We start from the raw sequence: 22789 nt of genomic DNA, 5'->3' as shown, positions 1-22789 counted from the left end.
TGCAGGGCGTCTACTATTATGCTTGTTGATTAATTGCAGTTAACACAAGTTTTCATGTTGATTCCCTATTTAGTTACTAATTTTTAGTAATGATTAAGCCAGTTCATTTTGAACTGGCTTTTTTTATGCCTGCTTTTAGTGTTTAGTTGCTTATTAGTCGGGGCTAAAGTTATTTAAATTAATTTGATCTTTTTTTGAACTTATTTGAACGCAGGGCGTCTACTATTATGCTTGTTGATTAATTGCAGTTAACACAAGTTTTCATGTTGATTCCCTATTTAGTTACTAATTTTTAGTAATGATTAAGCCAGTTCATTTTGAACTGGCTTTTTTTATGCCTGCTTTTAGTGTTTAGTTGCTTATTAGTCGGGGCTAAAGTTATTTAAATTAATTTGATCTTTTTTTGAACTTATTTGAACGCAGGGCGTCTACTATTATGCTTGTTGATTAATTGCAGTTAACACAAGTTTTCATGTTGATTCCCTATTTAGTTACTAATTTTAGTAATGATTAAGCCAGTTCATTTTGAACTGGCTTTTTTTATGTTTAATTTTTAGCGTTTAATGCTTTATTTGCCAAAAATCAGTTTTTTTAAAATAATTTGATCTTTTAATGAACTTAATTCAAAACAGGGCGTCTACTATTGTGCTTGTTGATTAATTGCAGTTAATTCAAGTTTTCATGTTGATTCCCCTGTTGTGTTACTTATTTAGTAATGGTTGAGCCAGTTCATTTGAACTGGCTTTTTTTATGGCTGTTATTTGTTACCCCCTACTTCTACTCAAACTTATTCGTTATGATGGCATGTCCATAAATTTTATAAGTTTATTTTATGATTACTCAAATACTCACCCAAATTGATTGGGTAAGCACAGCTGCAGGGTTTACGGCAGGTGTTGTGCTTTATAGTGTTATTGATGTTTTGCCTCGCAGAAAATTAAAAAAAACAATTAACGAGCAACAACAGCAACTCTCTTTATTACAAAGTCAGTTCGATAACAAAGCTGAGCAACTTAGCGCCTTACAAGATGAACATGAGTTGCTTGAGCATAGCCACCAAGAACAACGCGACGAGGCGCAGCATTTTAAAACGCGCTGCAGTGAACAAGAAAAACAAAGCATGCAATACAATCAGTTTTGGCAAAAAGCCGAAACCGAAATAACGCAGTTGCGTGCACAATATAATCAACGCGATGTAGAGCTTAACTCCATGCGAACTATGCTTGAGCAAAAGCAGCAAAGCTTTACTGAGCAGTTAGCTCAAATAGAAGAAAGTAAAAACGTACTTAAAAAAGAGTTTGAAAATTTAGCCAATAAAATCCTCGATGAAAAAACCCAAAGCTTTAAAGTGACTAACCAAGAAAGTATTGAACAACTGCTTAAACCCGTTCAAGGTGAGTTAAAAGGCTTTAGAGATAAAATGGAATCAATTCATGTTGAGGACTTAAAACAGCGTGCACAATTAAAAACTGAGCTTTTACATTTACAAGCCAAAAGCCAATCCATTACAGAGCAAGCCGATAAGCTAACTAATGCCTTACAAGGACAAAAGAAAACCCAAGGAAATTGGGGCGAACTCATGCTCGAAAATGTACTCGATAGTGCCGGCTTACGTGCCGGTACCGATTACAAACGCGAGGTCTCGTTTAATACCGAGGACGGTCGCTTGCGCCCAGATGTTATAGTGTACTTACCACAAGAGCGTCATTTAGTTATAGATGCAAAAACATCCCTTAATGCCTACACCCGTTATGTAAATGCTGAAAATGAACTTGATGCTAATCAAGCAATTAAAGAGCATGTAAATGCAGTTACGGCTCGAATAAACGAACTAGCCAGTAAATCATATGACCGCCTTCCTGGGTTAAATTCGCCAGAGGTTGTCATTATGTTTGTACCTATAGAGTCAGCCTTTGTAGAGGCGCTTAAATATCAAAGTGATATTTATCAACAAGCGATAGAAAAAAACATTCTGGTCGCTACCCCCACTACGCTGTTAACCAGTTTAAATATTGTTAAACAGCTGTGGCGTTTTGAAGAGCAAACTAAATATTCAAAGGAACTGGCCAATCGTGCAGAGCGCTTCTACAACAAATTAAATGGCTTTTTACTCAGCATGGAAGGTGTTGGTAAACAATTAGACCGAGCAAAAGAAAGTTACGACAAGGCCTTTTCTCAGCTTTACCGAGGTAAGGGAAACTTAATTAAACAAGCCGCCGAATTTAAAGAGCTTGGTGTATCTGTTCAAAAAGAGTTACCCAACGAGAGCGTAGAGCGAGCACAGTTAGAGTTAGATTAGTCCTTTTAGCTTTATAAAAGCGCTTATAAAGTGTAAGCGCTATTACTCACACTTTTGTTAGGTTAATACACCTAATTATTTGGCTTGAACACACATACAAAAATCAATAAAAGGAACAACGCGAATGAACGCTAAATTTATTATTTTTGCCTTAAGCCTAATAAGCTTTTTTGCCCAAGCTTCAAATGAAAAAGCGTATCAGCCAACAGAAGCTGATTATAGTGAAGGAGAAAAGTGGGTATGGAAATATAAAGGGGTAACACCTAGCAATGAAATACGTGCACAAGGTACCGATACTAAACAAATAGTCAGCAAAAATGGCGCACTTAGTATGTTAACGGCTAAGGGAACTACGTTACTAAAGGTATTAACAAAACCAAATAACAGCAAAACCTCGCGTTATTATTGGCCGTTATATGTAGGCAAAACATGGGTATTTGAAGAGCACTGGGAAAGCGAAGATGGCACCAAAGGCTCAACAATTCAAAACGCTAAAGTTGTCTCTTTTAAAGATGAAAAAGTAGAATCTGGCACATATAAAGCCTACACCATTGAGTACACGGGTAAAATTACTAATTCGAGAGGCTATTCAGCCGACACACAAGACATACACTTGTATGCACCAACACTAAAAACATTCATTAAGTTAACTCAGCGTCAAAAAGGGTATTTATACGTTGAAGAGCTAATTGAATATACCAATTAATAATTCATTTTTTCCAATCGCTGCAGTATCTAAAAATAAATAAGTGAAATTAAAATGATCACTCAACTAAAAAATGCAGTTCCTTCTGTTGCCGAGCAAATTTATAACGTTTTTCAATGTGCTTATAAAATAGAGGCGCTTTTAATAAAGGTTGAACATTTTCCCCCTCTTAGTAGAACGCAGCATGCCATTGTGCGCAGCAACGCGCTATTTTATGGTTTTTATTATGAGAGTACGCTTGCGGGGGTCATAGAAATTACAGTAAAAAATAAGTGCTTAAGTATCGAAAGCTTAACAGTGCACCCTCGCTACTTTAAAAAAGGAATCGCAGGGAAGTTAATTGCTCATGCGCTTACTTTGCATACGTATAATAAAGCTATAGTAGAAACTGCTGTAGCAAATACGCCAGCAATAAATTTATATAAAAAACATGGCTTTTCTGAATATAAACAATGGTTGCCCGCACATGGTATTTTAAAAACAGCAATGCAGATTGAAGTTCACTAACAAAATATGTGATTAAGTTTTCCGCTTTAATTAATAAGCCTGATAGGAAGAAAAACATGACAAAAAATAAACTAATTAAATTTGGTTTTATTATGGCTGCAGCCATGAATATAGGTGGCGTTTTACTGTTCTCACGGCTATTTACAAATTCCACAATAAACGAACTAGACCCTGTTGTTATGTCTAATTTTGGCTTGTTAATGATTGTTATATGGGGCTTGGCATATTTGGCTAGTGCTTTTATTACCTCCAATATAAGGTGGTTAGCTGGCGCTTTCGTAATTGAAAAACTGGTTTATGTTGTTGCTTGGTCATTATGGTTAGCAAACAATAACCTTGATGACGTTTACGATAAAGATGTATTCGCGGGGATTTTTTACAGTATTTACGGTATCAACGATTTTGTGTTTATGCTGTTTTTTGCTTGGGTATTCTTAACACACATCAAAGCACCTAACCGTTAAAACTGAACCTCATCCAATAAGTCACTCATTTGTTGTTGTGTTAAACATTGTCCATTTGACCAGCTTGCATTTAATTGCGTGACTAAATCACCAATACGCTGCGACTTTTTTTGCAGCTGAGCAATCAGCGCATTCGCTTCGTTTTGCTTTTGCTGCAAACGCTCAATAACAACAGTGTGATCCAGATCGTTTTCTGGCGTTTTTAATGTGGGTATCTCCTCTAACGAAAACCCTAAACTTTGTGCAAACTTAATCATTTTTATTTGCTCAATGCTTGAATGGTCGTATTGCCTATAACCATTACTGTTGCGGCTACCCTTCGGCAATAAACCTTTACCTTCGTAATAACGAATTGTACTGGGGGCAACGCCAACAAGTTTTGCAAGCTCACTTATTTTCATAGTGGTCCTAAATTAGTTATAAATACTGCCTTGACCTTAAAGCTGACTTTAAAGTTATAGTGGCATTAATGTCAATTTAATTGGTTCCTAACATGCCAAAAAATCAACAACAGAGCGTATTTACATCGGTTACTTTACCTAGCGGTTTAGTATTAAAAAATAGGCTAGTAAAAGCGGCCATGGAAGAAAATCTAGCAGAAGCCGATCTCACACCCTCTCAAGTACTTAAAAATTGTTATAACGCATGGGCTGAGGGTGGGGTTGGTTTAATTATTACCGGCAATGTAATGGTTGATCACTTAGCTATGACTGGCCCCGGTGGCCTTGCGCTTGAGCATAATACCGATGTAACGCCTTTTGCGGAGCTTGCGCGTTTAGGGCAGCAAAACGACAGTAAAATTGTGATGCAAATTAATCACCCAGGTCGTCAAGTGTTTAAAAAAATGGGGGGAAAGGTTCTTTCAGCCTCCAACGTGGCATTAAGCATGGGAAAACACTCTCATTTATTTGGCCAGCCAAAAGCAATGACACACAATGAAATTGATGATGTGATTGAGCGATTCACAAATACGGCATTACAAGCACAAAAGGCAGGGTTCGATGGCGTGCAAATACATGCGGCTCATGGTTACTTATTAGCACAGTTTTTATCGCCTTTAACCAATAAGCGTGATGATAAATACGGTGGTAGCCTTGAAAATCGAGCGCGTTTACTCACACAAATAACGCAAAAGATTAAGGCTAGTTGCGCAAATAACTTTTCGGTATCGGTTAAATTAAATTCGGCTGATTTTCAGCGTGGTGGATTTGAACCTAGCGACGCCCAAGCAGTAATTACCCTATTAAGTGACTTAAATATAGATTTTGTTGAGCTTTCGGGCGGTAGTTACGAGGCACCAGCCATGCAAGGTAAAACGGCCGATGAATGTACACTCGCTCGTGAAGCGTACTTTTTAGAATTTGCTAAAACAATTAGTGAACAATCAAGTATTCCAATTATGACCACGGGTGGTATTAGTCGCCTATCAGTGGCTAATAATGTTATTGATTCTGGCGTAGCTTTGGCCGGTATTGCAACGGCACTTGCGTATAAACCTGATTTAGTCAATATTTGGCAAAAACAACCCGAGTTTATTCCTGCAGCGCCAAACGTTCAGATTAAAGATAAAACCATAGCAGGCCTTGCCACCATGGCATTAGTAAAAAGGCAAATTCGTCGTATAGGCCAAGGCAAAGGTGCGAAAGTAAATGCATCAGCAGTATTTACTTTAATTTACGACCAAATTAGATCTCTTAAATTAACAAAGCGCTATAAAAAACATTATATTGAATAGTCTGAAACTTAGTTGATTAGAAATAGTCCCCATAGCCGCCGTTGTAGTCTCTATTAATTAGGTTTCTTAATTGTTAAAAATACGCTAAAGTTTAATTAGCATATTTATATGATAAAAAATTAAAGGAGAACAGGATGCGGCTTAAAGGTTATCTAAAAAAGCTTCTATGCTTTGGGGGACTTTATTTATTAATAACTAGCTTGCCAAGCATTGCAATAGAACAGCAAGTTGCTCAGGCTTGGCAGGATCCAAGTATATTTAGAGTAAATAAACTCCCACCCCGCGCGTTCTATTATCCTACAGCAAATGAGCAAAACGCATTTACACTAGAGCCTTGGCAGTTAGATAGTTATAAATTACTAAATGGGCAGTGGAAGTTTAACTGGGTTGACTCGCCTAGTAGAAAACCAAACGGATTTGAAAAAGTAACCTTCAATGACGCAAGCTGGGATGAAATAGCCGTCCCTGCCAATTGGGAGCTAAATGGTTACGGTTCTCCTTTTTATCACTCTCACTACTGTTTAATACCTAATACTGAGCAAATTGAGCTGCCGCGTTACTATAATCCTGTTGGCTCATACCGAAAAATAATTAACATCGACGAAAGCTGGAATAACAAACAAATCCTTATTCATTTTGGGGCGGTAAAGTCTGCGTTCTATATTTATGTAAATGGTCAGCAAGTTGGTTATTCAGAAGATTCTAAAACTGCCGCCGAATTTGATATTACGCCATACGTTTCTAAAGGTGAAAATACTTTAGCATTACAAGTTTACCGCTATTCAACAGGGTCTTACTTTGAATGCCAAGACATGTGGCGTATGAGTGGTATTGAGCGCGATGTGTATTTATATGCAGCGCCAAAAGTGCGTATAAGTGATTTTGAAGCTAATACCACTTTGATTGACAATTACACAAACGGTGAACTAACGCTAACCACAACAGTACAAAACCACACTAAGCAAACCCAAACTAACTTTGACTTACTCGTTTCACTTTTAGACGCAAACGATAAGGTAATGAGTACTAAAACATTGTCAGTTCCTAAAATAAAAAAACAACAAAGTACGCAAGTAAAAACAGTGTTTAAAGTAAATGATGTACTGCCTTGGAGTGCTGAAATTCCTAACCTTTATAAATTAAAAATAGGCTTACGTAATAGTAATGATAAGGTTGTTGAGTGGATTGGAAAATCAATAGGCTTTAGAAGCAGTGAATTAAAAAATGGTAATATTTTAGTTAACGGCAAACCAGTTTTATTTAAAGGTGTAAATAGACATGAGCACGACCCAGAAACAGGGCACGTCGTTTCTAAAGAGTCTATGGAAAAAGACGTTGCATTAATGAAGGCCTTTAATATTAATGCAATACGAATGGCTCATTACCCGCAAGATCCGTACATTTATCACCTTGCAGACAAATATGGCTTATACGTTATGGACGAAGCTAATATTGAGTCACATGGAATGGGAGCCGCAAACCAAGGTAAGTACGACCCCTCGGCACACTTGGTAAATAAGCTTAGTTGGCAAAATGCATACATAGATCGCATTTCAAACATGTATCACCGTTCTAAAAATAATCCATCGGTTGTAATGCGCTCACTGGGTAATGAATCGGGCGATGGTATTAATTTAGAGGCGTCGTACGATTGGCTAAAGCGTCAAGCCCCAGGGTTTCCAGTTGTATCCGAACAAGCACAGTTAAGGCGCCACACCGACGTATACGGTCAAATGTATGCGCCAATCCAATCGGCTATTCGCTATGCTAAAACAATGCATGATGTATCAAGACCCATGATTTTAATTGAATACGAACACGCAATGGGTAATTCGTTAGGTAACCTTGAAGAATATTGGCAGGCCTTTGAAAAATACTCACAGCTACAAGGCGGTTTTATTTGGGATTGGGTCGATCAAACTTTTGCCATGAAAAACAGTAAAGGTGAGCTTTTTTGGGCATATGGTGGCGACTTAGAGCCTCCATTTGCAGTAAGCGCAAAAAGTTTTGCTGCAAATGGGTTAGTTTACGCCGACAGAACGCCCTACCCTTATTTGTGGGAGGTTAAACAAGTACAGCAAAACATCGACTTTGAGTTAACGAGCAAAACGCCTTACGAAATAAGCGTAATTAACAAACAGTTTTTTGCCGACCTGTCTGACTTTACTTTGTCATGGCAGCTAATGGCCAACGGTGTTGAAGTCGAGCAAGGTGCTAACCTTGGTATTAATGCCAAACCACAAACATCTCAGCGTGTTAGTTTGCCAATTAAAACAAAACTAAAAGCAGGAATTGAATATTTTTTAAATGTACAAGCCGTTCTCAAAAAGGCTAAAAATACATTGCCAACGGGTCATGTGGTTGCGTCAGAGCAACTAGCATTAACAGGCTTTGCACTGACTAATAATACAAAATCAGCCTCGTTAAAAGTAAAGGATTCTGAAAATTCTTTAGCTTTTTCTACTAAAAACGCTCAATTTACGTTTAACAAAAAAACAGGCTTATTAAATGAAATTAATGTCTTTAGAAAGCCATTACTAGCCAATAGTGTAGACCAACCTGTGCAGCCTAACTTTTGGCGTGCGCCTACCGATAATGATTTACCGCAAAAGGGATATGGTGACTCGTTTGCTGTGTGGCAACACGCGGGATCAAATACAACACTGACTAGTTTTAGTAGTAAAAAAGTATCCTCAACACAATACAAAGTCGAAACAGAGCACACATTAAATAACGTTGAAAGTCGGTACTTCACAACATACACAATAAATGGCAATGGCGTAGTTGATGTAGATGTTTACTTTTATGCTGCACCTCATAATTCGTACTCAGCCTTACCCAGATTAGGTATGCAGTTTGTTGTGAACGAGAACTTTAAAAACGTACAGTGGTATGGCCGAGGGCCTCACGAAAACTACGACGATCGTAAGTCATCGGCTTTTGTTGGCTTATATCAATCTGACGTTGACTCTTTACGTGTACCGTATGTTCGCCCGCAAGAAAACGGTCACAAAACGGATGTACGGTACGTTACGTTTTATGATGATAAAGGAATTGGTGTTAAGTTCTCTGGCGATCCCTTAATTGGCTTTAATGCATCTTTCTACGATATGCACGACTACGATAAGAGTACTGAACAAGTTAATAGGCGCAATATGCACCCATCAGATTTAACCAAAGCCCCGTACATTTTTGTAAATATAGATTACAAGCAGCGTGGTGTGGGTGGAACGGATTCGTGGGGTAGTAAACCCTTGTACGAATATGAGCTCCCATGGTTAGACTACAAATACAGCTATAAAATTGAAGCTGTTAAGTTAAACGCTAAAAAATAGCTATACATAAAGCTTTAAATGACTACCCTAAGCCCGCTTTTTCCCCTTAAATAGTGGGCTTTTTTTATGTAAAACATGCTAATTTAAACGTTTGAAATAGAAGGAACGCTAAATGAACATAGGTATTTATATATATGATGATGCTGAAGTGCTCGACTTTTCAGGCCCATTTGAAGTATTTAGTACTGCTCAACGTTTAGCTAAAAACGAGTGGAATATATTTTTAGTCGCGCAACATAATCAGCCTGTCAATGCGCGAGGGGGTTTTAGTGTAAACCCCCATTACAGTTTTGCTGATCATCCTCCTATAGATTTATTGTTAGTGGTTGGCGGTGTTCACAATAATGAGCTTACTAAAGCACCTGTTATTGATTGGATAAAGCGCACAGCTCAGTTAGCTCCTGTCGTTGCATCGGTATGTACTGGCGCATTTTTATTAGCAAAGGCAGAGCTATTAAATGGTAAAAATGTAACAACTCACTGGGAAGACATAAACGATCTTGCTGCTATGTTCCCAAGCCTAAACGTAGTTGCAAATAAGCGTTGGGTGTCACAAGGTAAATTTACTACCTCTGGTGGTATTTCTGCGGGAGTTGATATGAGTTTGGCATTAGTTGCGCAGTTAATAAGCCCATCACACGCTGAGCATACAGCAAAGCAAATGGAATACCGATGGCATAAAAATGGTTAACTCCCTGGTAACTGTTGCTGAATAAAATTATGTATGTAATCACGTAAACAAACCGCTTTTTTACTAAGTAAACGACCGCTTGGCCAAATAGCAAAGATTTCGCGATTATGGCTTTGCCAGTTTGGTAATGCCCTTACAAACTCTCCTGTTGCCAACTCGTTTATAATTTCAAATCTAGGTAATAAGCCTACTCCTTGATGATCAGCCACTTGGTATTTAACAAAGCCAGTATCGTTATAAATACTGCTAAATCGACACATGTGTGTATAGCTTGCGCGTGAAGTAATGTGAGTGAGTGGCCATTTATTTCTTAGTGTCGTGCCAATTAAGCGGTGTTGTTTAAGGTCGCTTGGTTCTGTGAGCACTGGTGCATTGGTTAAATAAATTGGGGTAGCCACCAAAATCGAATCTGCTTGTCCGAGTTTTTTTTGTTGCAAAAGTGAATCCGCTTGTGGGCCGATTCTTAATGCTAAGTCGGCTTGGCTTTTAATTATGTCTTCAAGTTGATTGCTTAAAACAAGTTCCAATTGGATATCAGGATACTCTTTAGTAAACGACAACCACATTGACTTTAAAAAGCCATGGCAAATATTAAGCGGCGCAAGCACTTTAAGTTTGCCGCTTAATTGCTCTTTTTGTTGATTGAGGTGATGACTGGTTTGTTCAAACTGCTCAACTAAACTTGCGTAGCTTTGGTAATAAACCTCTCCCTGTTGGGTTAGTGTAAATTGGCGCGCAGAGCGGTGCAGCAGCTTTTGGCCCAGTCGAGACTCTAGGCGTTGTAATCGCCTTGTAACGGTTGCCGCAGGGAGCGATAAATACTCGCCTGCTTGAGACAGGCCCCCTTGTTGAACTATGTGCACAAACAACACTATATCGTCTAACATGATTCCACTTTTGCAATTTAAGTTTGATTAAATCTTTGTATTTAACATTTTTGCAAGTGTATATCATAGTGCTTAAGTTTTCAGCAAAGGGTGACATTATGTTTTCAACAATTGATTGGTTGGCGGTCATAATTATTGGTATAGGTGCTACGGCATTACTTGATGTATGGGCGCTACTACTTAGTAAGTTTGGTATTAACTCTTTAAACTTTTGTATAGTGGGTCGCTGGCTATGTTTAATGCGCTACGGCAAGTGGAAACACCTTGCTATTAGTAAAACCGCTGCACAACCTAATGAATGCGCAATTGGTTGGTTTAGTCATTACTTCATAGGGGTTATTTTTGCATTGGTATTTATACTATTGTTGCCAAATCATTGGTTAACAGCGCCAAGCTTAATGCCTGCTCTATTTTTTGGCGTGCTAACGGTTGTTATACCTTTTTTTTTGATGCAACCAGCTCTCGGGCTAGGTATTGCTGCGGCTAAAACATCAAAGCCAATCACAGCTAGAATTAAAAGCATTTTATCGCACGCAGTGTTTGGTGTGGGTTTATACCTAAGCGCATTAGCGCTGTCACTCTTTTGAGAGGTTATTATGCAAGCAGAATATTGGTTAAAGCGCTGGCAAAATAATGATGTTGGCTTTCATGGCGATAATGTAAACCCGAGTTTAGATCGTTATTTTACTAATTTAAATTTACCGCTAGATAGTCGTGTGTTTGTACCTTTGTGTGGCAAAACAGTTGATATACACTACTTGCTCAATAAGGGCATGCAAGTTGTGGGTGTAGAACTTAGTGAGCTTGCTGTTCAACAACTGTTTGATGAATTAGCACTTACGCCAAAAATAACGACACATGGTCTACTTACTGCGTATCAGGCTCTGGGGATCTGTATTTGGGTCGGTGATGTGTTTGCTTTAACGGTTGAGCATTTAGGTCATGTTGATGCAATATATGATCGCGGTGCCTTAGTCGCGCTACCCTACACTATTCGCAGTCAATATGCCCAACACTTGATTAGCCTAAATGATGCTGCACCGCAATTATTGATCACCTGTATTTACGACCAATCTCAACGTAGTGGCACGCCATACAGTGTGCCTGCGGCAGAGGTACAGAGTATTTATGCAAAGCAGTACAGCTTAAAAATGCTCAGCTGCGAAAAATTAAACCAAGGTATTAAAGGTGTTACCCCTGCCAGTATTGTGGTTTGGTTGATGACTGCTAGAGCTTCTTAGAATTTGCACTTTAGCTGTGCATTTTTGTGGCTAGTTAATTGTGATTTGAGCATGCATTATAATAACCATATCGAACAATTAAGGGTTAAGTATGCCGCAACCAGCAAATGTTTTCTTTTTATCTCATGGCGGCGGTCCATTACCGCTGCTAGGAGAGCCAAGCCATAAAGATATGGTGGAATGTTTACAAACCGTTGCTGCTAAAATCAAAAAGCCTAGCGCTATTTTAATGATCAGCGCACATTGGGAAGCAACCCCTATTGCAATCACAGCCTCAGCAACACCTAAATTAATTTACGATTACTACGGTTTTCCTGAGCAGGCGTATCAATTAACTTACCCTTGTGCTGGCCAGCCGCAACTTGCTAATTTAGTACAGCAAGCGCTCGCAACACGTAATATTGACTCAAAACTCGATTCTCAGCGTGGTTTTGATCACGGGATGTTTGTGCCGTTAAAAATTATGTACCCAGAGGCCGACATTCCCTGTGTGCAAATATCCTTGCATCCAAGTCTTGATCCGCTGTTGCATGTTGAAATTGGTAAAGCGCTGCAAAGTATTGATTATGATAACTTATTAATTATAGGCTCAGGCTTTACCTTCCATAATATGCGCGCTTTTGGTGTTACCCAATCAAGCGATGTTAATCAGCAAAACCTGGCATTTGAAAATTGGCTGGTAAGCACAGTCGCAGATCAAACATTAACCGAGCATCAGCGTGAACAGCAATTATTAGCATGGCAGCAAGCTCCAGCTGCACGCTTTAATCACCCCAGAGAAGAGCACTTGTTACCACTACATGTATGCTATGGCGCTGCTATGTGTTCCAGCACTGAGGTATTTGAATTAAATATTGCTAATAAGCGAGCCAGTATGTATTTGTGGCAATAATAAAAAACACGCCAGACTTTACTAGGCGTGTTTTTTGGTACTACTGCATTTATTGCAGCGGTTAAGCGGCAATTACCATTTCATTTCACCTTTATGAACTTTAGCGCCAATGCTAAGAGCCATAGGTAATACAGCCTCTGGGTATGTGTTTGTCATTTTATCTATCAGCAGTTTACTGCTATTACTACTTTGCTTAGCGTGTGCAAAATCCTTTAAATACTGGATTGAAAAATCAATATTTGCAGCATCTAATTGAGTGCCTGCTTTCATATGCCCAGGGATCACCACGTCAGGGTTGAGTGCTTTCATTTCATTAAGTTGCTTTGCCCATGCATTTTGCTCTGCTTGAGTTTGTGCATCGGCCATCCATAAATGAACATTAGCGTATACAGCCACATTTCCTAAAATAGCTTTATTATCAGGTATCCATAAATAAGGACGATGATTATGCTCACCCTCTGTGCCACGAATTTCTATGCTGTGGCCTTCTATTTTTAAGCTATTACCATTAAATATCTTAGGTACGACGGGGTTTTTAGGTGCGTTTTCACCCATTTTTGGCGTCCAAAAAGCAAGTTTGCCTTTAAGCTTTGCTGCTATTTTTTGGTGCACTGCCGGTGTGGTTATAATCTCTACGTCAGGAAAAAACTGCTGTAACACTTCAGCGCCAAAGTAGTAATCAGGATCGGCTTGGCTAATAAAAATAGTTTTTAGTTGTTTACCAGAGTCAATTACTTTGGCGGCAATGCGCAGTGCATCTGCTTTTGTAAATCCGGTATCAATTAAAATTGCATCGGTATGGCCATAAACCAGCGTGGCATTAACATGAAAGCTATTGCTGTCAGCGTTATACACATCAAGGGTTAGTGGGGTTTCGTCTGCAATAGCGATATTGCTGGCTAATAGTGTGCTTAGTAAAAGAGTGCGTAGGTTCATAGTATTCTCATCATTGGTTGCTAATGCGAGCATAATAAAGGTTTGATATGTTCAGAAAAACAACCAATAATTAGCATCATTGTTTCATAAATCGTGCAAATACTATGGATAAACTTACCGCAGCGCAGGTTTTTGTGGATGTTGCCTACTCAGGCAGTTTTACTGCCACTGCCGATCGGCTTGAAATGTCACGCCCTATGGTTACTCGTCATATTGAGTCGGCAGAGGCCTGGTTAAATACGCGCTTATTGCATCGCACTACCCGTAAAGTAACGCTTACCACCGCCGGCGAGGCCTGTTTACCCGAAATAGAGCAATGGTTAGCACAGGCTAACCGTTTAGTTGAACAAACAAAAAGCCAGCAACAGTTGTCAGGTAAAATACGAGTAGCGACCAGTATGTCGTTAGGTTTTGCGCAATTAGCCCCTATATTTACACGCTTTATGAAACGTCATCCTAACGTGCAAATAGACATAGATCTTGAAGACTCAACCACAGATCTAATAGAGCAACGTGTTGATTTGGCAATACGTATTGCAGCCAATCCTGATCCATCTTTAATAGGTAAACCTATTGCCGAGTGTGAATCTATATTAGTGGCCTCAGCCGACTACCTTGCTGATTATCCGCCAATAACGACACCACAACAGTTAAGCGCTCATCAGTGTTTAGGCTATAAAAACTTCGACCGATATATTTGGCATTTACACAACGGGGATGAGTTTCAATCAGTTGATGTTAAATGCAATTTAAGTGCAAACGAGGCCACCACATTACTTCATGCAGCCATAGCCGGTGGTGGTATTTCAGTACAGCCTACGTATTTGGCAAATCAATATATACTTGATGGTCGCTTGCAGCGTGTATTAGCGCCATGGACATCAAACCTAATGAAAATATATGTGCTTTACCCTTCTCGTCAGCATTTATCGGCAACAGTAAGAGCACTAATCGACACGCTCAGTGATGAATTTAAAAATCCAGCATAGTAATAAATTATAAAAGTTTGGGTTTAAACCATAGCTTTGTGCGTTAAGCATGCTGATATTCTGTAGGTTATTTTGTTACAGTAAATGTAATAAGCGCCTTAATCTATAAAGGTCAGCAGACCCAAGGAACAATAACAATGAATCTGATCAAAACATCGGGCTTGGCACTGGCCATTGTTGCGGGCTTAGGCTTGCAAGCATGTTCAAGTACCAGCATAACAACCAACAATAATGCAGCGATGAGTACCGTGAATAATCCATTAAGCCTAGCGCAAATTTATAAAGATAAAGAATTTAAAACCCAGCGTAGCACTTACTTTAAATGGCTAGACGATGGCACTGGCTACACCGTACTTGAAGAGCGCGAAAGCGAAAAAGAAAAAGCAGACGATAACAACGCCGATGACGAAAAAGAGCACGGCGTAAAAGGCAACGACATTGTATTTTACAATGCTGACGGCACAGGCCGTAAAGTATTGGTTGAGTTTGAAAAGCTATTGCCAGAGGGCGCAGACGAGCCATTTGCAATCGAAAGTTACCAATGGTCAAAAGACGGTAAATGGCTGATGGTATTTACCAACAGCGAGCAAGTTTGGCGCTCACGCAGCAGAGGCGACTTTTGGTTACTTAACCTTGAGACTAACCAATTACAGCAACTTGGTGGTAAGGACGTTGAGCCAACTACGTTAATGTTTGCTAAGTTCTCGCCAGATAGCTCAAAAGTAGCCTACGTGCGCGATAACAATATTTATATGCAAGCGGTTGGCAGCAACAAAGTGACTGCGCTCACAACCGATGGTAACGCCACTATTGTTAACGGTAATTTTGATTGGGTATACGAAGAAGAGTTTACTATTGCAGATGGTTTTCGTTGGAGCCCCGACAACAAATCAATTGCCTATTGGCAGCTTGATACCAGTGACGTTAAATTTTTCACTATGATCAACAACACTGATGATCTGTACCCTACCCTTAAAAAATTCCCGTATCCCAAAGCGGGTGAAACCAACTCTGCCGTGCGTGTTGGTGTGGTAAGCCTTAGCGACAAACAAACCCGTTGGGCTGAGCTTGAAGGCGATAACCGCGACCGTTATATTCCGCGTATTAGCTGGGCAGGCACTGGTAATGAATTAATGATTCAAGACTTAAACCGTCCACAAAGCCATAACAAAGTGTGGTTGTTTGATTGGCAAAAGCAGCAACTGACTAAAATTTTAGAAGACAAAGACGATGCGTTTATCGAATGGTTTTATAAAGCCAACTGGTCAAAAGACGGTGAGTTTTTTATTTGGCATAGCGAACGCGACGGTTGGCGTCATCTTTACCGTGTATCGCGCGATGGCAAAACTATTATCGACCTAACCCCAGGCGATTACGACATTATTGATATGCTGAGCATCAATGAAGACAAAAACGTAATGTATTTTACTGCCTCGCCAAATGATCCTGGTCAGCGTTATTTATACAGCACACCGCTTGATGGCAGCAGCAAACCGGTACGGGTAACACCTGCTGAGTTTGAAGGCTCAAACAGCTACTACATGTCAAAAGATGCCTCATGGGCTATGCACACTTACTCAAAATTTGGTACGCCACCGACTAAAGAGATCATTAAAGTGAGCGATCATAGTAATGTAAAAACCTTAGTTGAAAATACAAAGCTTAAACAAAAACTGGCTGAACAAAGCTTACCAAAGCATGAGTTTTTTAAAGTAAACGCGCAAGATGGCACCGAGCTTGACGGCTACATTATGTTCCCAGAGAACATGGATAAAAGTAAAAAATACCCAATTGTGTTTTACGTATACGGCGAACCATGGGGCTCTACCGTGCAAGACCGCTGGGAAGGCAACAGTTACTTATATAAATCGTTACTAACGCAAAAAGGTTTTATTGTCGCATCAGTTGATAATCGTGGTACACGCGCACCAAAAGGCCGTGATTGGCGCAAATCGATTTATAAAAAAATCGGCTCAATTACCGTGCAAGATCAAGTTGATGCGCTAGATGCCATGGCCAAACGTTGGGATGTAATAGACACAGACCGCGTTGGTGTGTGGGGGCATTCAGGTGGCGGTAGCTCAACCCTTAACTTACTGTTCCGCCATGGTGATAAATTTAAAGTTGGCATTGCCTCAGCACCGGTGCCAGATATACGTTTATACGACACCATTTATCAAGAACGTTATGCGGGTAACCCAAACACCGATCCTGAGAGTTACGATAACACCTCGCCTATTACCTTTGCTAAAAACCTAACTGGTAAGCTACTGCTTATTCATGGCACAGGCGATGATAACGTGCATTATCAAGGCTCAGAACGCTTAATTGATGAGCTTGTAAAGCATAACAAGCAGTTTGAGTTTTTCTCATACCCTAACCGCTCACACAGCTTACGTGAAGGCAAAGGCACTACCTTGCATTACCATACTATGATGGCTGACTTTTTTGAAAAGCACTTACTAACCAAGTAATCGCTTTAAAAAGTAAAATACTAAAGCCGCACACTAATTATTAGTGTGCGGCTTTTTTAATTAAAGTGTAACGAGGGGTTACAAAGCGTTCGATGGGTTCATTGCAACAAAACCCAACAAGAAAATACTGCTCAATGGTAATAATTGAATCGTTTAATACTAAACATAGCTTAGAATTAGAGAGGCATTAAAAAAGTAGCATCCTTGCTACTACAAGTGCGATATTAAGAGCTTGGTTGCGAAGGTTGGTACTTATTAACGAGAATGTGCTGCAAACTTTTAAGTGCACGCTTTATCGCTTGCAGCATACTTCGTCCTTTTGTATTTACATTAATACTGGGTAGCCCAGGTACAAGAATATTAATTTTGCACTGCTGCAAAGTGCCGTGGCGATCACTCGAAAGATCATTTATTTGAATCTCCACTTTGCGAATATTTAAAGCATGTTTTGCCAATTGTGTTTTGATCAGCTTTAAAAGCGACATCTTTTCACTTGCGTTAATTATCTTGTTTTTAACTGTAAGTTTTAGCTTCATGCAATTACACCTTTTAATAGTACCTATGTTGCAGGCATGACTGTAATCTACTAACTTAGAGGCAAAGGAAAAAGCTGATTATTTCTTACTTTAAAACAGGTATTTTCGAATGATTACCAACATCAACTACAATCACTTATATTATTTTTGGCAGGTAAGTAAGCACGGCAGTATTGCAGCGGCGAGTAAAATACTTAATTTAACGCCGCAAACGGTCAGCTCACAAATTACTAACTTAGAGCAACGACTAGGAAAACCACTGTTTGTTCGCCAAGGGCGAGGCCTACAGTTAACGGAATTTGGCCATGTAACCCAGCAATACACCAATGATATGTTTGCTATTGCTCACGAATGGCTCGAAACCACGCAAGGTGATACCACGCACTATTCACGAACGTTAAAGGTCGGTATTTCAGATGTGTTGCCCAAATCACTGGTGTCAAAGTGGCTAGCCCCTTTAATTAATAACGACCGTATTACCAACTTACACTGTATTGATGGCCAACAAGATGAACTGCTTGCACAAATGGCGATTCATAAGCTTGATTTAGTGTTAGCCGATAAACCGCTCGATACCACTTTATCGTTTAAGGCGTTTTGCCATGAAATAGGCAAAAGCCAAATCGCTCTTTTTGGAAACAAAACATGGCATTCGCAGTTACATAAGCAGTTTCCGCAATCTTTAAATAACAAGCCTTTAGTGCTGCCTGCAAAAGAAAGCCCCGTTGCGCGTGCTATGTATTATTGGCTGCAAGAACACAAGATTGAAATGACAATAGCTGGCCATGTTGACGACAGCGCATTAATGAAGTCGTTAGGTGAACAAGGGTTTGGCATATTCCCTGCGCCTATTTTGGTAAGAGCCGAAGTAGAGCGTCACTACGACGTTAACTATATAGGTACAATTGAAAATGTTTATCAGCATTATTATGCCTTTACGCCCGACAGGCTTATTAAAGACAGTATTTACGATGAATTTATAAAGCACGCTCAAACAACGTAAGCTTAGCGCTACTCGGCACGTGGTTATCAATGTGTTTAATTAAGCGCCCTATTTTTAAATACTAAATTGTATTTAAAAAATAAACATTTCCTCATTTAGCTTTATATTAAATTTTTAACATGGGTTGTTATTTTTAAGTTGTTGAATTTATTGGATTTTATTAAATAGCATACCTACCAATACAAACGATAAGCACGTTCTAAAAGCATTGAATATTATTCAGGTTTTATATGAATAAACTGCATAGCTTAGTTTATTAAATAGAAATCTAGACGTCTAAATCGGGTTTTACCCCTCATCAGCAACTAATCAATATTGCTAACTTAATGAATTCACTCAAGCGTGAATCTGTCTCATGTTTTACCTGAAATAAACCCGTTTTTCTTCATGCTACATACCGCGTATAAATTCATTAACTCTGCAAAGCATCACTACTGCTTAACCGTTATGTCGGTTTAACAACCAGTTAATAAAAGCAGTAATTACTCAAATTGAAAGGATACGGCTATGAGCACTGATCTTACATTTACTATTAAAAGCACTAACTTGGACGAAAACTACCACCCATCAAACAACACACGTATTACAACCAACTTTGCTAATTTAGCAAGGGGTGAAAGCCGCCAACAAAACCTGCGTAATACCCTAAAAATGATCAACAATCGTTTTAATGCACTGGCCAGTTGGGATAACCCACAAGGGGATCGTTACGAGGTTGAACTCAAAATCATTTCGGTTGATTTAGATATTGCGGGCAGTGGTCAGGCATTTCCGTCAATTGAGGTATTAAAAACCAATATTATTGACCGCCAAACCAACGAGCGAATAGAAGGCATGGTGGGAAATAACTTTTCATCGTATGTGCGCGACTACGACTTTAGCGTGTTACTACTTGAGCATAACAAAAGCAAACCGCAATTTAGTATCCCTGATAACTTTGGTGACTTACACGGAAAGTTGTTTAAATGCTTTGTAAACTCAAATACCTATAAACAGCATTTTAAAAAGCCACCGGTTATTTGTTTAAGCGTGTCTGATAACAAAACCTATCAGCAAACCGAAAATTTACACCCTATTTTAGGCGTAGAGTATCAGCCTAATGAGTCGTCGTTAACAGAGCAATACTTTGAAAAAATGGGCTTACAAGTGCGCTACTTTATGCCACCAAACAGCGTTGCACCGTTAGCGTTTTACTTTTTTGGTGACCTACTTAACGACTACAGCAACCTTGAACTAATTAGCACTATTAGCACTATGGAAACGTTTCAAAAAATTTATCGTCCAGAAATTTATAACGCCAATGCCGCCGCAGGTAGCCGTTATAAACCGAATTTAAAAAATGACGACCATTCATTAACGCAAATTGTGTATGACCGCGCAGAGCGAGGTCAACTAGCAGTTGAGCAAGGCAAATTTACCGAGCAGCATTTTATTAAGCCTTATCAATCAGTACTGAAGCAGTTCTCGGCAAGTATCGCTTAATCACACAACAAAATTAAAGGCAGCATTTATTATGAAAAAACTATTACCCACATCATCAGCAGGCAGCTTGCCAAAACCGTCATGGCTTGCTGAGCCCGAAACCTTATGGTCACCGTGGAAATTACAAGGCAGTGAGCTGGTTGATGGCAAACACGACGCCCTGCGTATTTCCCTGCACGAGCAACAAACTGCAGGCGTAGATATAGTCAGCGATGGCGAACAAACTCGTCAGCACTTTGTAACCACCTTTATTGAACACTTAAATGGCGTTGATTTTGAAAACCGTAAAACAGTTAAAATTCGCGACCGTTACGACGCCAGCGTACCCACAGTGGTTGGCCCTGTGTCTCGTACTAAATCGGTATTTGTTGAAGACGCCAAGTTTTTACGCCAGCAAACCAGCCAACCAATTAAATGGGCACTGCCTGGGCCAATGACCATGATCGACACCCTGTATGACGATCACTATAAAAGCCGTGAAAAACTAGCATGGGAATTTGCTAAAATACTCAACCAAGAAGCCAAAGAGCTAGAAGCCGCTGGGGTTGATATAATTCAATTTGATGAACCCGCTTTTAACGTGTTTTTTGACGAGGTAAACGACTGGGGTATAGCCTGCCTAGAGCGAGCCATAGAAGGGTTAAAATGCGAAACCGCCGTGCATATTTGCTACGGCTACGGCATTAAAGCCAACACCGATTGGAAGAAAACCCTTGGCACCGAGTGGCGACAATACGAAGAGGTATTCCCTAAGCTGCAAAAATCGAATATAGATATTATTTCGCTCGAATGCCAAAACTCACAGGTACCCATAGAGCTACTTGAACTGATACGCGGTAAAAAAATAATGGTGGGCGCAATCGATGTAGCCACCCATACTATAGAAACCCCTGAAGAGGTGGCCAAAACCCTACGCGAAGCGCTTAAATATGTAGATGCCGACAAACTCTACCCCTGCACCAACTGCGGTATGGCACCCCTACCCCGTGACATCGCAAACGGCAAACTCAACGCTCTTAGCAAAGGCGCAGAGCTTGTACGTAAAGAGTTATTAGCAGCGAATGTAGCTTAACTTTTAGTTGCAACTGCTGTAAAAAAAGCCACACCTAAACATAAGTTAAAGTGTGGCTTTTTTAATCAAAATGTAACGGGGGTTTACACAACGAGGTGAAAGGTTAAAGGCAAAAGGTGTTAGGTGAAAGGTTTTAAGTTCGTTGAATCTTGGTTGGGTTGAATTCAACAAACCCAGCAAAAATAATTAAACCTAACCTAACCTAACCTAACCGTTAGCTTTTCCAATGGGCTGGAGAGTGCCATCAGCAGACAGGTAGAAGCTATAATATCTGAAGTTTAGATTTACACTTCTAGCCTCTTTGGTTCTTCATTTTTAAACTCCGAAAATAATTTTTACTTCAGTTTAGATGTTGGAAATCCAATTACTTATTAAGTAGAAAGTCGGAAAAAGATGAATTGCTAATACATCAGGTTTGAAGTGCCACTTTGCTCATCACTTTCAGATTCAACGATGCTCCTTGATAAGCATTGTTGAACCTAACTTTATTGTCGTGCCCCCCTCGTATAAAAAGTTTTAGAGCACTACTCGCAAACACTAATGACGCCAATATATATCGGACTATTTTGAATATTTGCCGAAGCGAAACCTATTTCTTCAGTTTGAAATCCGGAAAACTCTGTCGCACTGTCTATCTCAAATCCCACATCACGCAGCAGTTTACAATTCAAAGAGTTGTCAGTGCCGTCCTCTACAGAGTAAAACGCGCCAGTACAGTTATTATCTGATAAGCATGCATTTTGACATTGTTCAAAACCAAAATGTGCATCTTCTGCTGGATCTGCTGAATATAATGCAATTGCAAGCATATGCCTAACGTTATAAGCCACTGCATTTTCTGCTTGTAGTTTATAAGACCCTCCAGGGGTACTTTCCCATTTCCATAGCCCACAAGGATCTTGGATAGGATCTGCTGCTAAATTGTCTAGTGCATGCCAATTGCCGTCGACGGTCGCATTTTCATAATCCTCACTTGAACCTGTAAACAATGTAATGCCTGATGCAAATGCAGAAGAATAGGATTGTCGAGTGTGTTGATTTGTTATTGTTTGCGTAGTGCTATTTACAAGAGTATTTGTAGGGCTTAAATCTATAATGGTACGACAGTCATATACATCGATAACGCCGTCGGAGTTTGTATCTTCATCAGGCATGGTTTTATTTCCATCTTCATTTAAATCCCAACAACTCAGCCCTACTATACCCTGAGGACCAGGCTCTCCCTGAGGACCAGATTGCCCCTGTGCTCCGGAAACTCCATCATCTCCCTCGAGTTCACACCCAACAATAAAGAATGTTAAAAACCATATGGTTACTACCTTATATTTCATAATAAGAATCCAACGATAAAGACAACACTTATTTATAGTTCAGTTTATAAAATTAATATAGTTTTCAAAATGTATAAGAAACAAAAGGGGTAAAGTCTCAGTTCTGACATCAAATTTATTGACCGACTCGTTATCCTTATTTTGCCTATTAGACAAAATCTAAAGGAATAAGATAAATCAGTAACCCTCTACTTTTAGCTATTACTTAA

20 protein-coding genes are annotated in these 22789 nt (G+C 39.5%); 15 read left to right on the top strand and 5 right to left on the bottom strand.

Annotation, left to right across the window (positions count from 1 at the left end):
- Nucleotides 1–832: 832 nt before the first annotated feature.
- From BCG07_RS09870 to BCG07_RS09855, 4 genes are all read left to right on the top strand, one after another.
- Nucleotides 833–2299 carry a DNA recombination protein RmuC gene (locus tag BCG07_RS09870; RefSeq protein WP_286889996.1) on the top strand — a complete coding sequence of 489 codons (1467 nt, stop codon included), beginning with the start codon at nucleotides 833–835 and terminating at the stop codon, nucleotides 2297–2299.
- 124 nt (nucleotides 2300–2423) lie between these two features.
- Nucleotides 2424–3005: a hypothetical protein gene (locus tag BCG07_RS09865; protein WP_286889995.1), complete on the top strand. Its 582-nt coding sequence runs from the start codon at nucleotides 2424–2426 to the stop codon at nucleotides 3003–3005.
- Nucleotides 3006–3059: 54 nt separating this feature from the next.
- On the top strand, nucleotides 3060–3512 hold the full coding sequence (locus BCG07_RS09860; RefSeq protein ID WP_243534279.1) for a GNAT family N-acetyltransferase: 453 nt from the start codon (nucleotides 3060–3062) through the stop codon (nucleotides 3510–3512).
- 56 nt (nucleotides 3513–3568) lie between these two features.
- Nucleotides 3569–3976: a hypothetical protein gene (locus tag BCG07_RS09855; protein ID WP_243534282.1), complete on the top strand. Its 408-nt coding sequence runs from the start codon at nucleotides 3569–3571 to the stop codon at nucleotides 3974–3976.
- On the opposite strand, the gene BCG07_RS09850 is transcribed toward BCG07_RS09855, so the two are convergent.
- Nucleotides 3973–4377: a MerR family transcriptional regulator gene (locus tag BCG07_RS09850; protein ID WP_243534284.1), complete on the bottom strand. Its 405-nt coding sequence runs from the start codon at nucleotides 4375–4377 to the stop codon at nucleotides 3973–3975. The two genes, BCG07_RS09855 and BCG07_RS09850, sit on opposite strands and share 4 nt — an antisense overlap.
- Nucleotides 4378–4469: 92 nt before the next feature.
- Between BCG07_RS09850 and BCG07_RS09845 the strand changes: the two genes are divergently transcribed.
- The 3 genes from BCG07_RS09845 (at nucleotide 4470) to BCG07_RS09835 (ending at nucleotide 9737) form a co-directional block, all read left to right on the top strand.
- Nucleotides 4470–5711 carry an NADH:flavin oxidoreductase/NADH oxidase family protein gene (locus tag BCG07_RS09845; protein ID WP_286889994.1) on the top strand — a complete coding sequence of 414 codons (1242 nt, stop codon included), beginning with the start codon at nucleotides 4470–4472 and terminating at the stop codon, nucleotides 5709–5711.
- Between the two features lie 134 nt (nucleotides 5712–5845).
- Complete coding sequence (locus BCG07_RS09840) at nucleotides 5846–9046, top strand: glycoside hydrolase family 2 TIM barrel-domain containing protein (protein WP_010556153.1); 3201 nt, start codon at nucleotides 5846–5848, stop codon at nucleotides 9044–9046.
- Nucleotides 9047–9158: 112 nt separating this feature from the next.
- Nucleotides 9159–9737, top strand: a complete 579-nt coding sequence (locus BCG07_RS09835) for a DJ-1/PfpI family protein (RefSeq protein WP_286889993.1) — start codon at nucleotides 9159–9161, stop codon at nucleotides 9735–9737.
- On the opposite strand, the gene BCG07_RS09830 is transcribed toward BCG07_RS09835, so the two are convergent.
- Nucleotides 9734–10624, bottom strand: coding sequence for a LysR family transcriptional regulator (locus BCG07_RS09830; RefSeq protein WP_178957080.1), 891 nt, complete (start codon nucleotides 10622–10624; stop codon nucleotides 9734–9736). The two genes, BCG07_RS09835 and BCG07_RS09830, sit on opposite strands and share 4 nt — an antisense overlap.
- Before the next feature lie 98 nt (nucleotides 10625–10722).
- On the opposite strand from BCG07_RS09830, the gene BCG07_RS09825 reads away from it, so the two are divergent.
- The 3 genes from BCG07_RS09825 to BCG07_RS09815 all read left to right on the top strand — a co-directional run bounded on the left by BCG07_RS09825 (nucleotide 10723) and on the right by BCG07_RS09815 (nucleotide 12757).
- Nucleotides 10723–11211, top strand: a complete 489-nt coding sequence (locus BCG07_RS09825; RefSeq protein WP_138740720.1) for a DUF2938 domain-containing protein — start codon at nucleotides 10723–10725, stop codon at nucleotides 11209–11211.
- Nucleotides 11212–11220: 9 nt separating this feature from the next.
- The gene (gene tmpT, locus BCG07_RS09820; RefSeq protein WP_286889992.1) at nucleotides 11221–11865 is read left to right on the top strand and encodes a thiopurine S-methyltransferase; all 645 of its coding nucleotides are present in this window, start codon (nucleotides 11221–11223) and stop codon (nucleotides 11863–11865) included.
- Nucleotides 11866–11956: 91 nt separating this feature from the next.
- On the top strand, nucleotides 11957–12757 hold the full coding sequence (locus BCG07_RS09815) for a DODA-type extradiol aromatic ring-opening family dioxygenase (protein WP_286889991.1): 801 nt from the start codon (nucleotides 11957–11959) through the stop codon (nucleotides 12755–12757).
- Between the two features lie 72 nt (nucleotides 12758–12829).
- Here BCG07_RS09815 and BCG07_RS09810 read toward each other — a convergent pair whose 3' ends face one another.
- Nucleotides 12830–13693 carry an MBL fold metallo-hydrolase gene (locus BCG07_RS09810; RefSeq protein ID WP_286889990.1) on the bottom strand — a complete coding sequence of 288 codons (864 nt, stop codon included), beginning with the start codon at nucleotides 13691–13693 and terminating at the stop codon, nucleotides 12830–12832.
- A gap of 104 nt (nucleotides 13694–13797) precedes the next feature.
- On the opposite strand from BCG07_RS09810, the gene BCG07_RS09805 reads away from it, so the two are divergent.
- Nucleotides 13798–14682 (top strand): LysR family transcriptional regulator, encoded by an 885-nt coding sequence (locus BCG07_RS09805; protein ID WP_286889989.1) that lies wholly within the window; start codon nucleotides 13798–13800, stop codon nucleotides 14680–14682.
- 137 nt (nucleotides 14683–14819) lie between these two features.
- A complete protein-coding gene (locus BCG07_RS09800) occupies nucleotides 14820–17156 on the top strand; it encodes a S9 family peptidase (RefSeq protein ID WP_286889988.1) in 2337 nt (778 codons plus the stop codon).
- Between the two features lie 224 nt (nucleotides 17157–17380).
- Here BCG07_RS09800 and BCG07_RS09795 read toward each other — a convergent pair whose 3' ends face one another.
- The gene (locus tag BCG07_RS09795) at nucleotides 17381–17692 is read right to left on the bottom strand and encodes a hypothetical protein (RefSeq protein ID WP_008130547.1); all 312 of its coding nucleotides are present in this window, start codon (nucleotides 17690–17692) and stop codon (nucleotides 17381–17383) included.
- Nucleotides 17693–17801: 109 nt separating this feature from the next.
- Between BCG07_RS09795 and nhaR the strand changes: the two genes are divergently transcribed.
- From nhaR to BCG07_RS09780, 3 genes are all read left to right on the top strand, one after another.
- A complete protein-coding gene (gene nhaR / locus BCG07_RS09790; protein ID WP_286889987.1) occupies nucleotides 17802–18695 on the top strand; it encodes a transcriptional activator NhaR in 894 nt (297 codons plus the stop codon).
- 507 nt (nucleotides 18696–19202) lie between these two features.
- Nucleotides 19203–20177 (top strand): DUF1852 domain-containing protein, encoded by a 975-nt coding sequence (locus BCG07_RS09785; protein WP_286889986.1) that lies wholly within the window; start codon nucleotides 19203–19205, stop codon nucleotides 20175–20177.
- 31 nt (nucleotides 20178–20208) lie between these two features.
- Nucleotides 20209–21249, top strand: a complete 1041-nt coding sequence (locus BCG07_RS09780; protein WP_286889984.1) for a methionine synthase — start codon at nucleotides 20209–20211, stop codon at nucleotides 21247–21249.
- A 524-nt stretch (nucleotides 21250–21773) separates the two neighbouring features.
- Here the strand turns inward: BCG07_RS09780 and BCG07_RS09775 are convergent.
- Nucleotides 21774–22580: a collagen-like triple helix repeat-containing protein gene (locus BCG07_RS09775; RefSeq protein ID WP_286889982.1), complete on the bottom strand. Its 807-nt coding sequence runs from the start codon at nucleotides 22578–22580 to the stop codon at nucleotides 21774–21776.
- Between the last annotated feature and the right edge of the window lie 209 nt (nucleotides 22581–22789).

It is taken from the genome of Pseudoalteromonas sp. ESRF-bin5 (assembly GCF_002632075.1).
GTDB classification, from domain to species: Bacteria; Pseudomonadota; Gammaproteobacteria; order Enterobacterales; family Alteromonadaceae; genus Pseudoalteromonas; species Pseudoalteromonas marina.
The sequence above is the reverse complement of the archived record's forward strand: the minus strand, read 5'-3'. Positions and strand labels throughout refer to the sequence as shown.

Coding starts and splice junctions, on each gene's coding strand:
- BCG07_RS09870 (WP_286889996.1), top strand. CDS start 833: ATGATTACTCAAATACTCACCCAAATTGATTGGGTAAGCACAGCTGCA.
- BCG07_RS09865 (WP_286889995.1), top strand. CDS start 2,424: ATGAACGCTAAATTTATTATTTTTGCCTTAAGCCTAATAAGCTTTTTT.
- BCG07_RS09860 (WP_243534279.1), top strand. CDS start 3,060: ATGATCACTCAACTAAAAAATGCAGTTCCTTCTGTTGCCGAGCAAATT.
- BCG07_RS09855 (WP_243534282.1), top strand. CDS start 3,569: ATGACAAAAAATAAACTAATTAAATTTGGTTTTATTATGGCTGCAGCC.
- BCG07_RS09850 (WP_243534284.1), bottom strand. CDS start 4,377: ATGAAAATAAGTGAGCTTGCAAAACTTGTTGGCGTTGCCCCCAGTACA.
- BCG07_RS09845 (WP_286889994.1), top strand. CDS start 4,470: ATGCCAAAAAATCAACAACAGAGCGTATTTACATCGGTTACTTTACCT.
- BCG07_RS09840 (WP_010556153.1), top strand. CDS start 5,846: ATGCGGCTTAAAGGTTATCTAAAAAAGCTTCTATGCTTTGGGGGACTT.
- BCG07_RS09835 (WP_286889993.1), top strand. CDS start 9,159: ATGAACATAGGTATTTATATATATGATGATGCTGAAGTGCTCGACTTT.
- BCG07_RS09830 (WP_178957080.1), bottom strand. CDS start 10,624: ATGTTAGACGATATAGTGTTGTTTGTGCACATAGTTCAACAAGGGGGC.
- BCG07_RS09825 (WP_138740720.1), top strand. CDS start 10,723: ATGTTTTCAACAATTGATTGGTTGGCGGTCATAATTATTGGTATAGGT.
- tmpT (WP_286889992.1), top strand. CDS start 11,221: ATGCAAGCAGAATATTGGTTAAAGCGCTGGCAAAATAATGATGTTGGC.
- BCG07_RS09815 (WP_286889991.1), top strand. CDS start 11,957: ATGCCGCAACCAGCAAATGTTTTCTTTTTATCTCATGGCGGCGGTCCA.
- BCG07_RS09810 (WP_286889990.1), bottom strand. CDS start 13,693: ATGAACCTACGCACTCTTTTACTAAGCACACTATTAGCCAGCAATATC.
- BCG07_RS09805 (WP_286889989.1), top strand. CDS start 13,798: ATGGATAAACTTACCGCAGCGCAGGTTTTTGTGGATGTTGCCTACTCA.
- BCG07_RS09800 (WP_286889988.1), top strand. CDS start 14,820: ATGAATCTGATCAAAACATCGGGCTTGGCACTGGCCATTGTTGCGGGC.
- BCG07_RS09795 (WP_008130547.1), bottom strand. CDS start 17,692: ATGAAGCTAAAACTTACAGTTAAAAACAAGATAATTAACGCAAGTGAA.
- nhaR (WP_286889987.1), top strand. CDS start 17,802: ATGATTACCAACATCAACTACAATCACTTATATTATTTTTGGCAGGTA.
- BCG07_RS09785 (WP_286889986.1), top strand. CDS start 19,203: ATGAGCACTGATCTTACATTTACTATTAAAAGCACTAACTTGGACGAA.
- BCG07_RS09780 (WP_286889984.1), top strand. CDS start 20,209: ATGAAAAAACTATTACCCACATCATCAGCAGGCAGCTTGCCAAAACCG.
- BCG07_RS09775 (WP_286889982.1), bottom strand. CDS start 22,580: ATGAAATATAAGGTAGTAACCATATGGTTTTTAACATTCTTTATTGTT.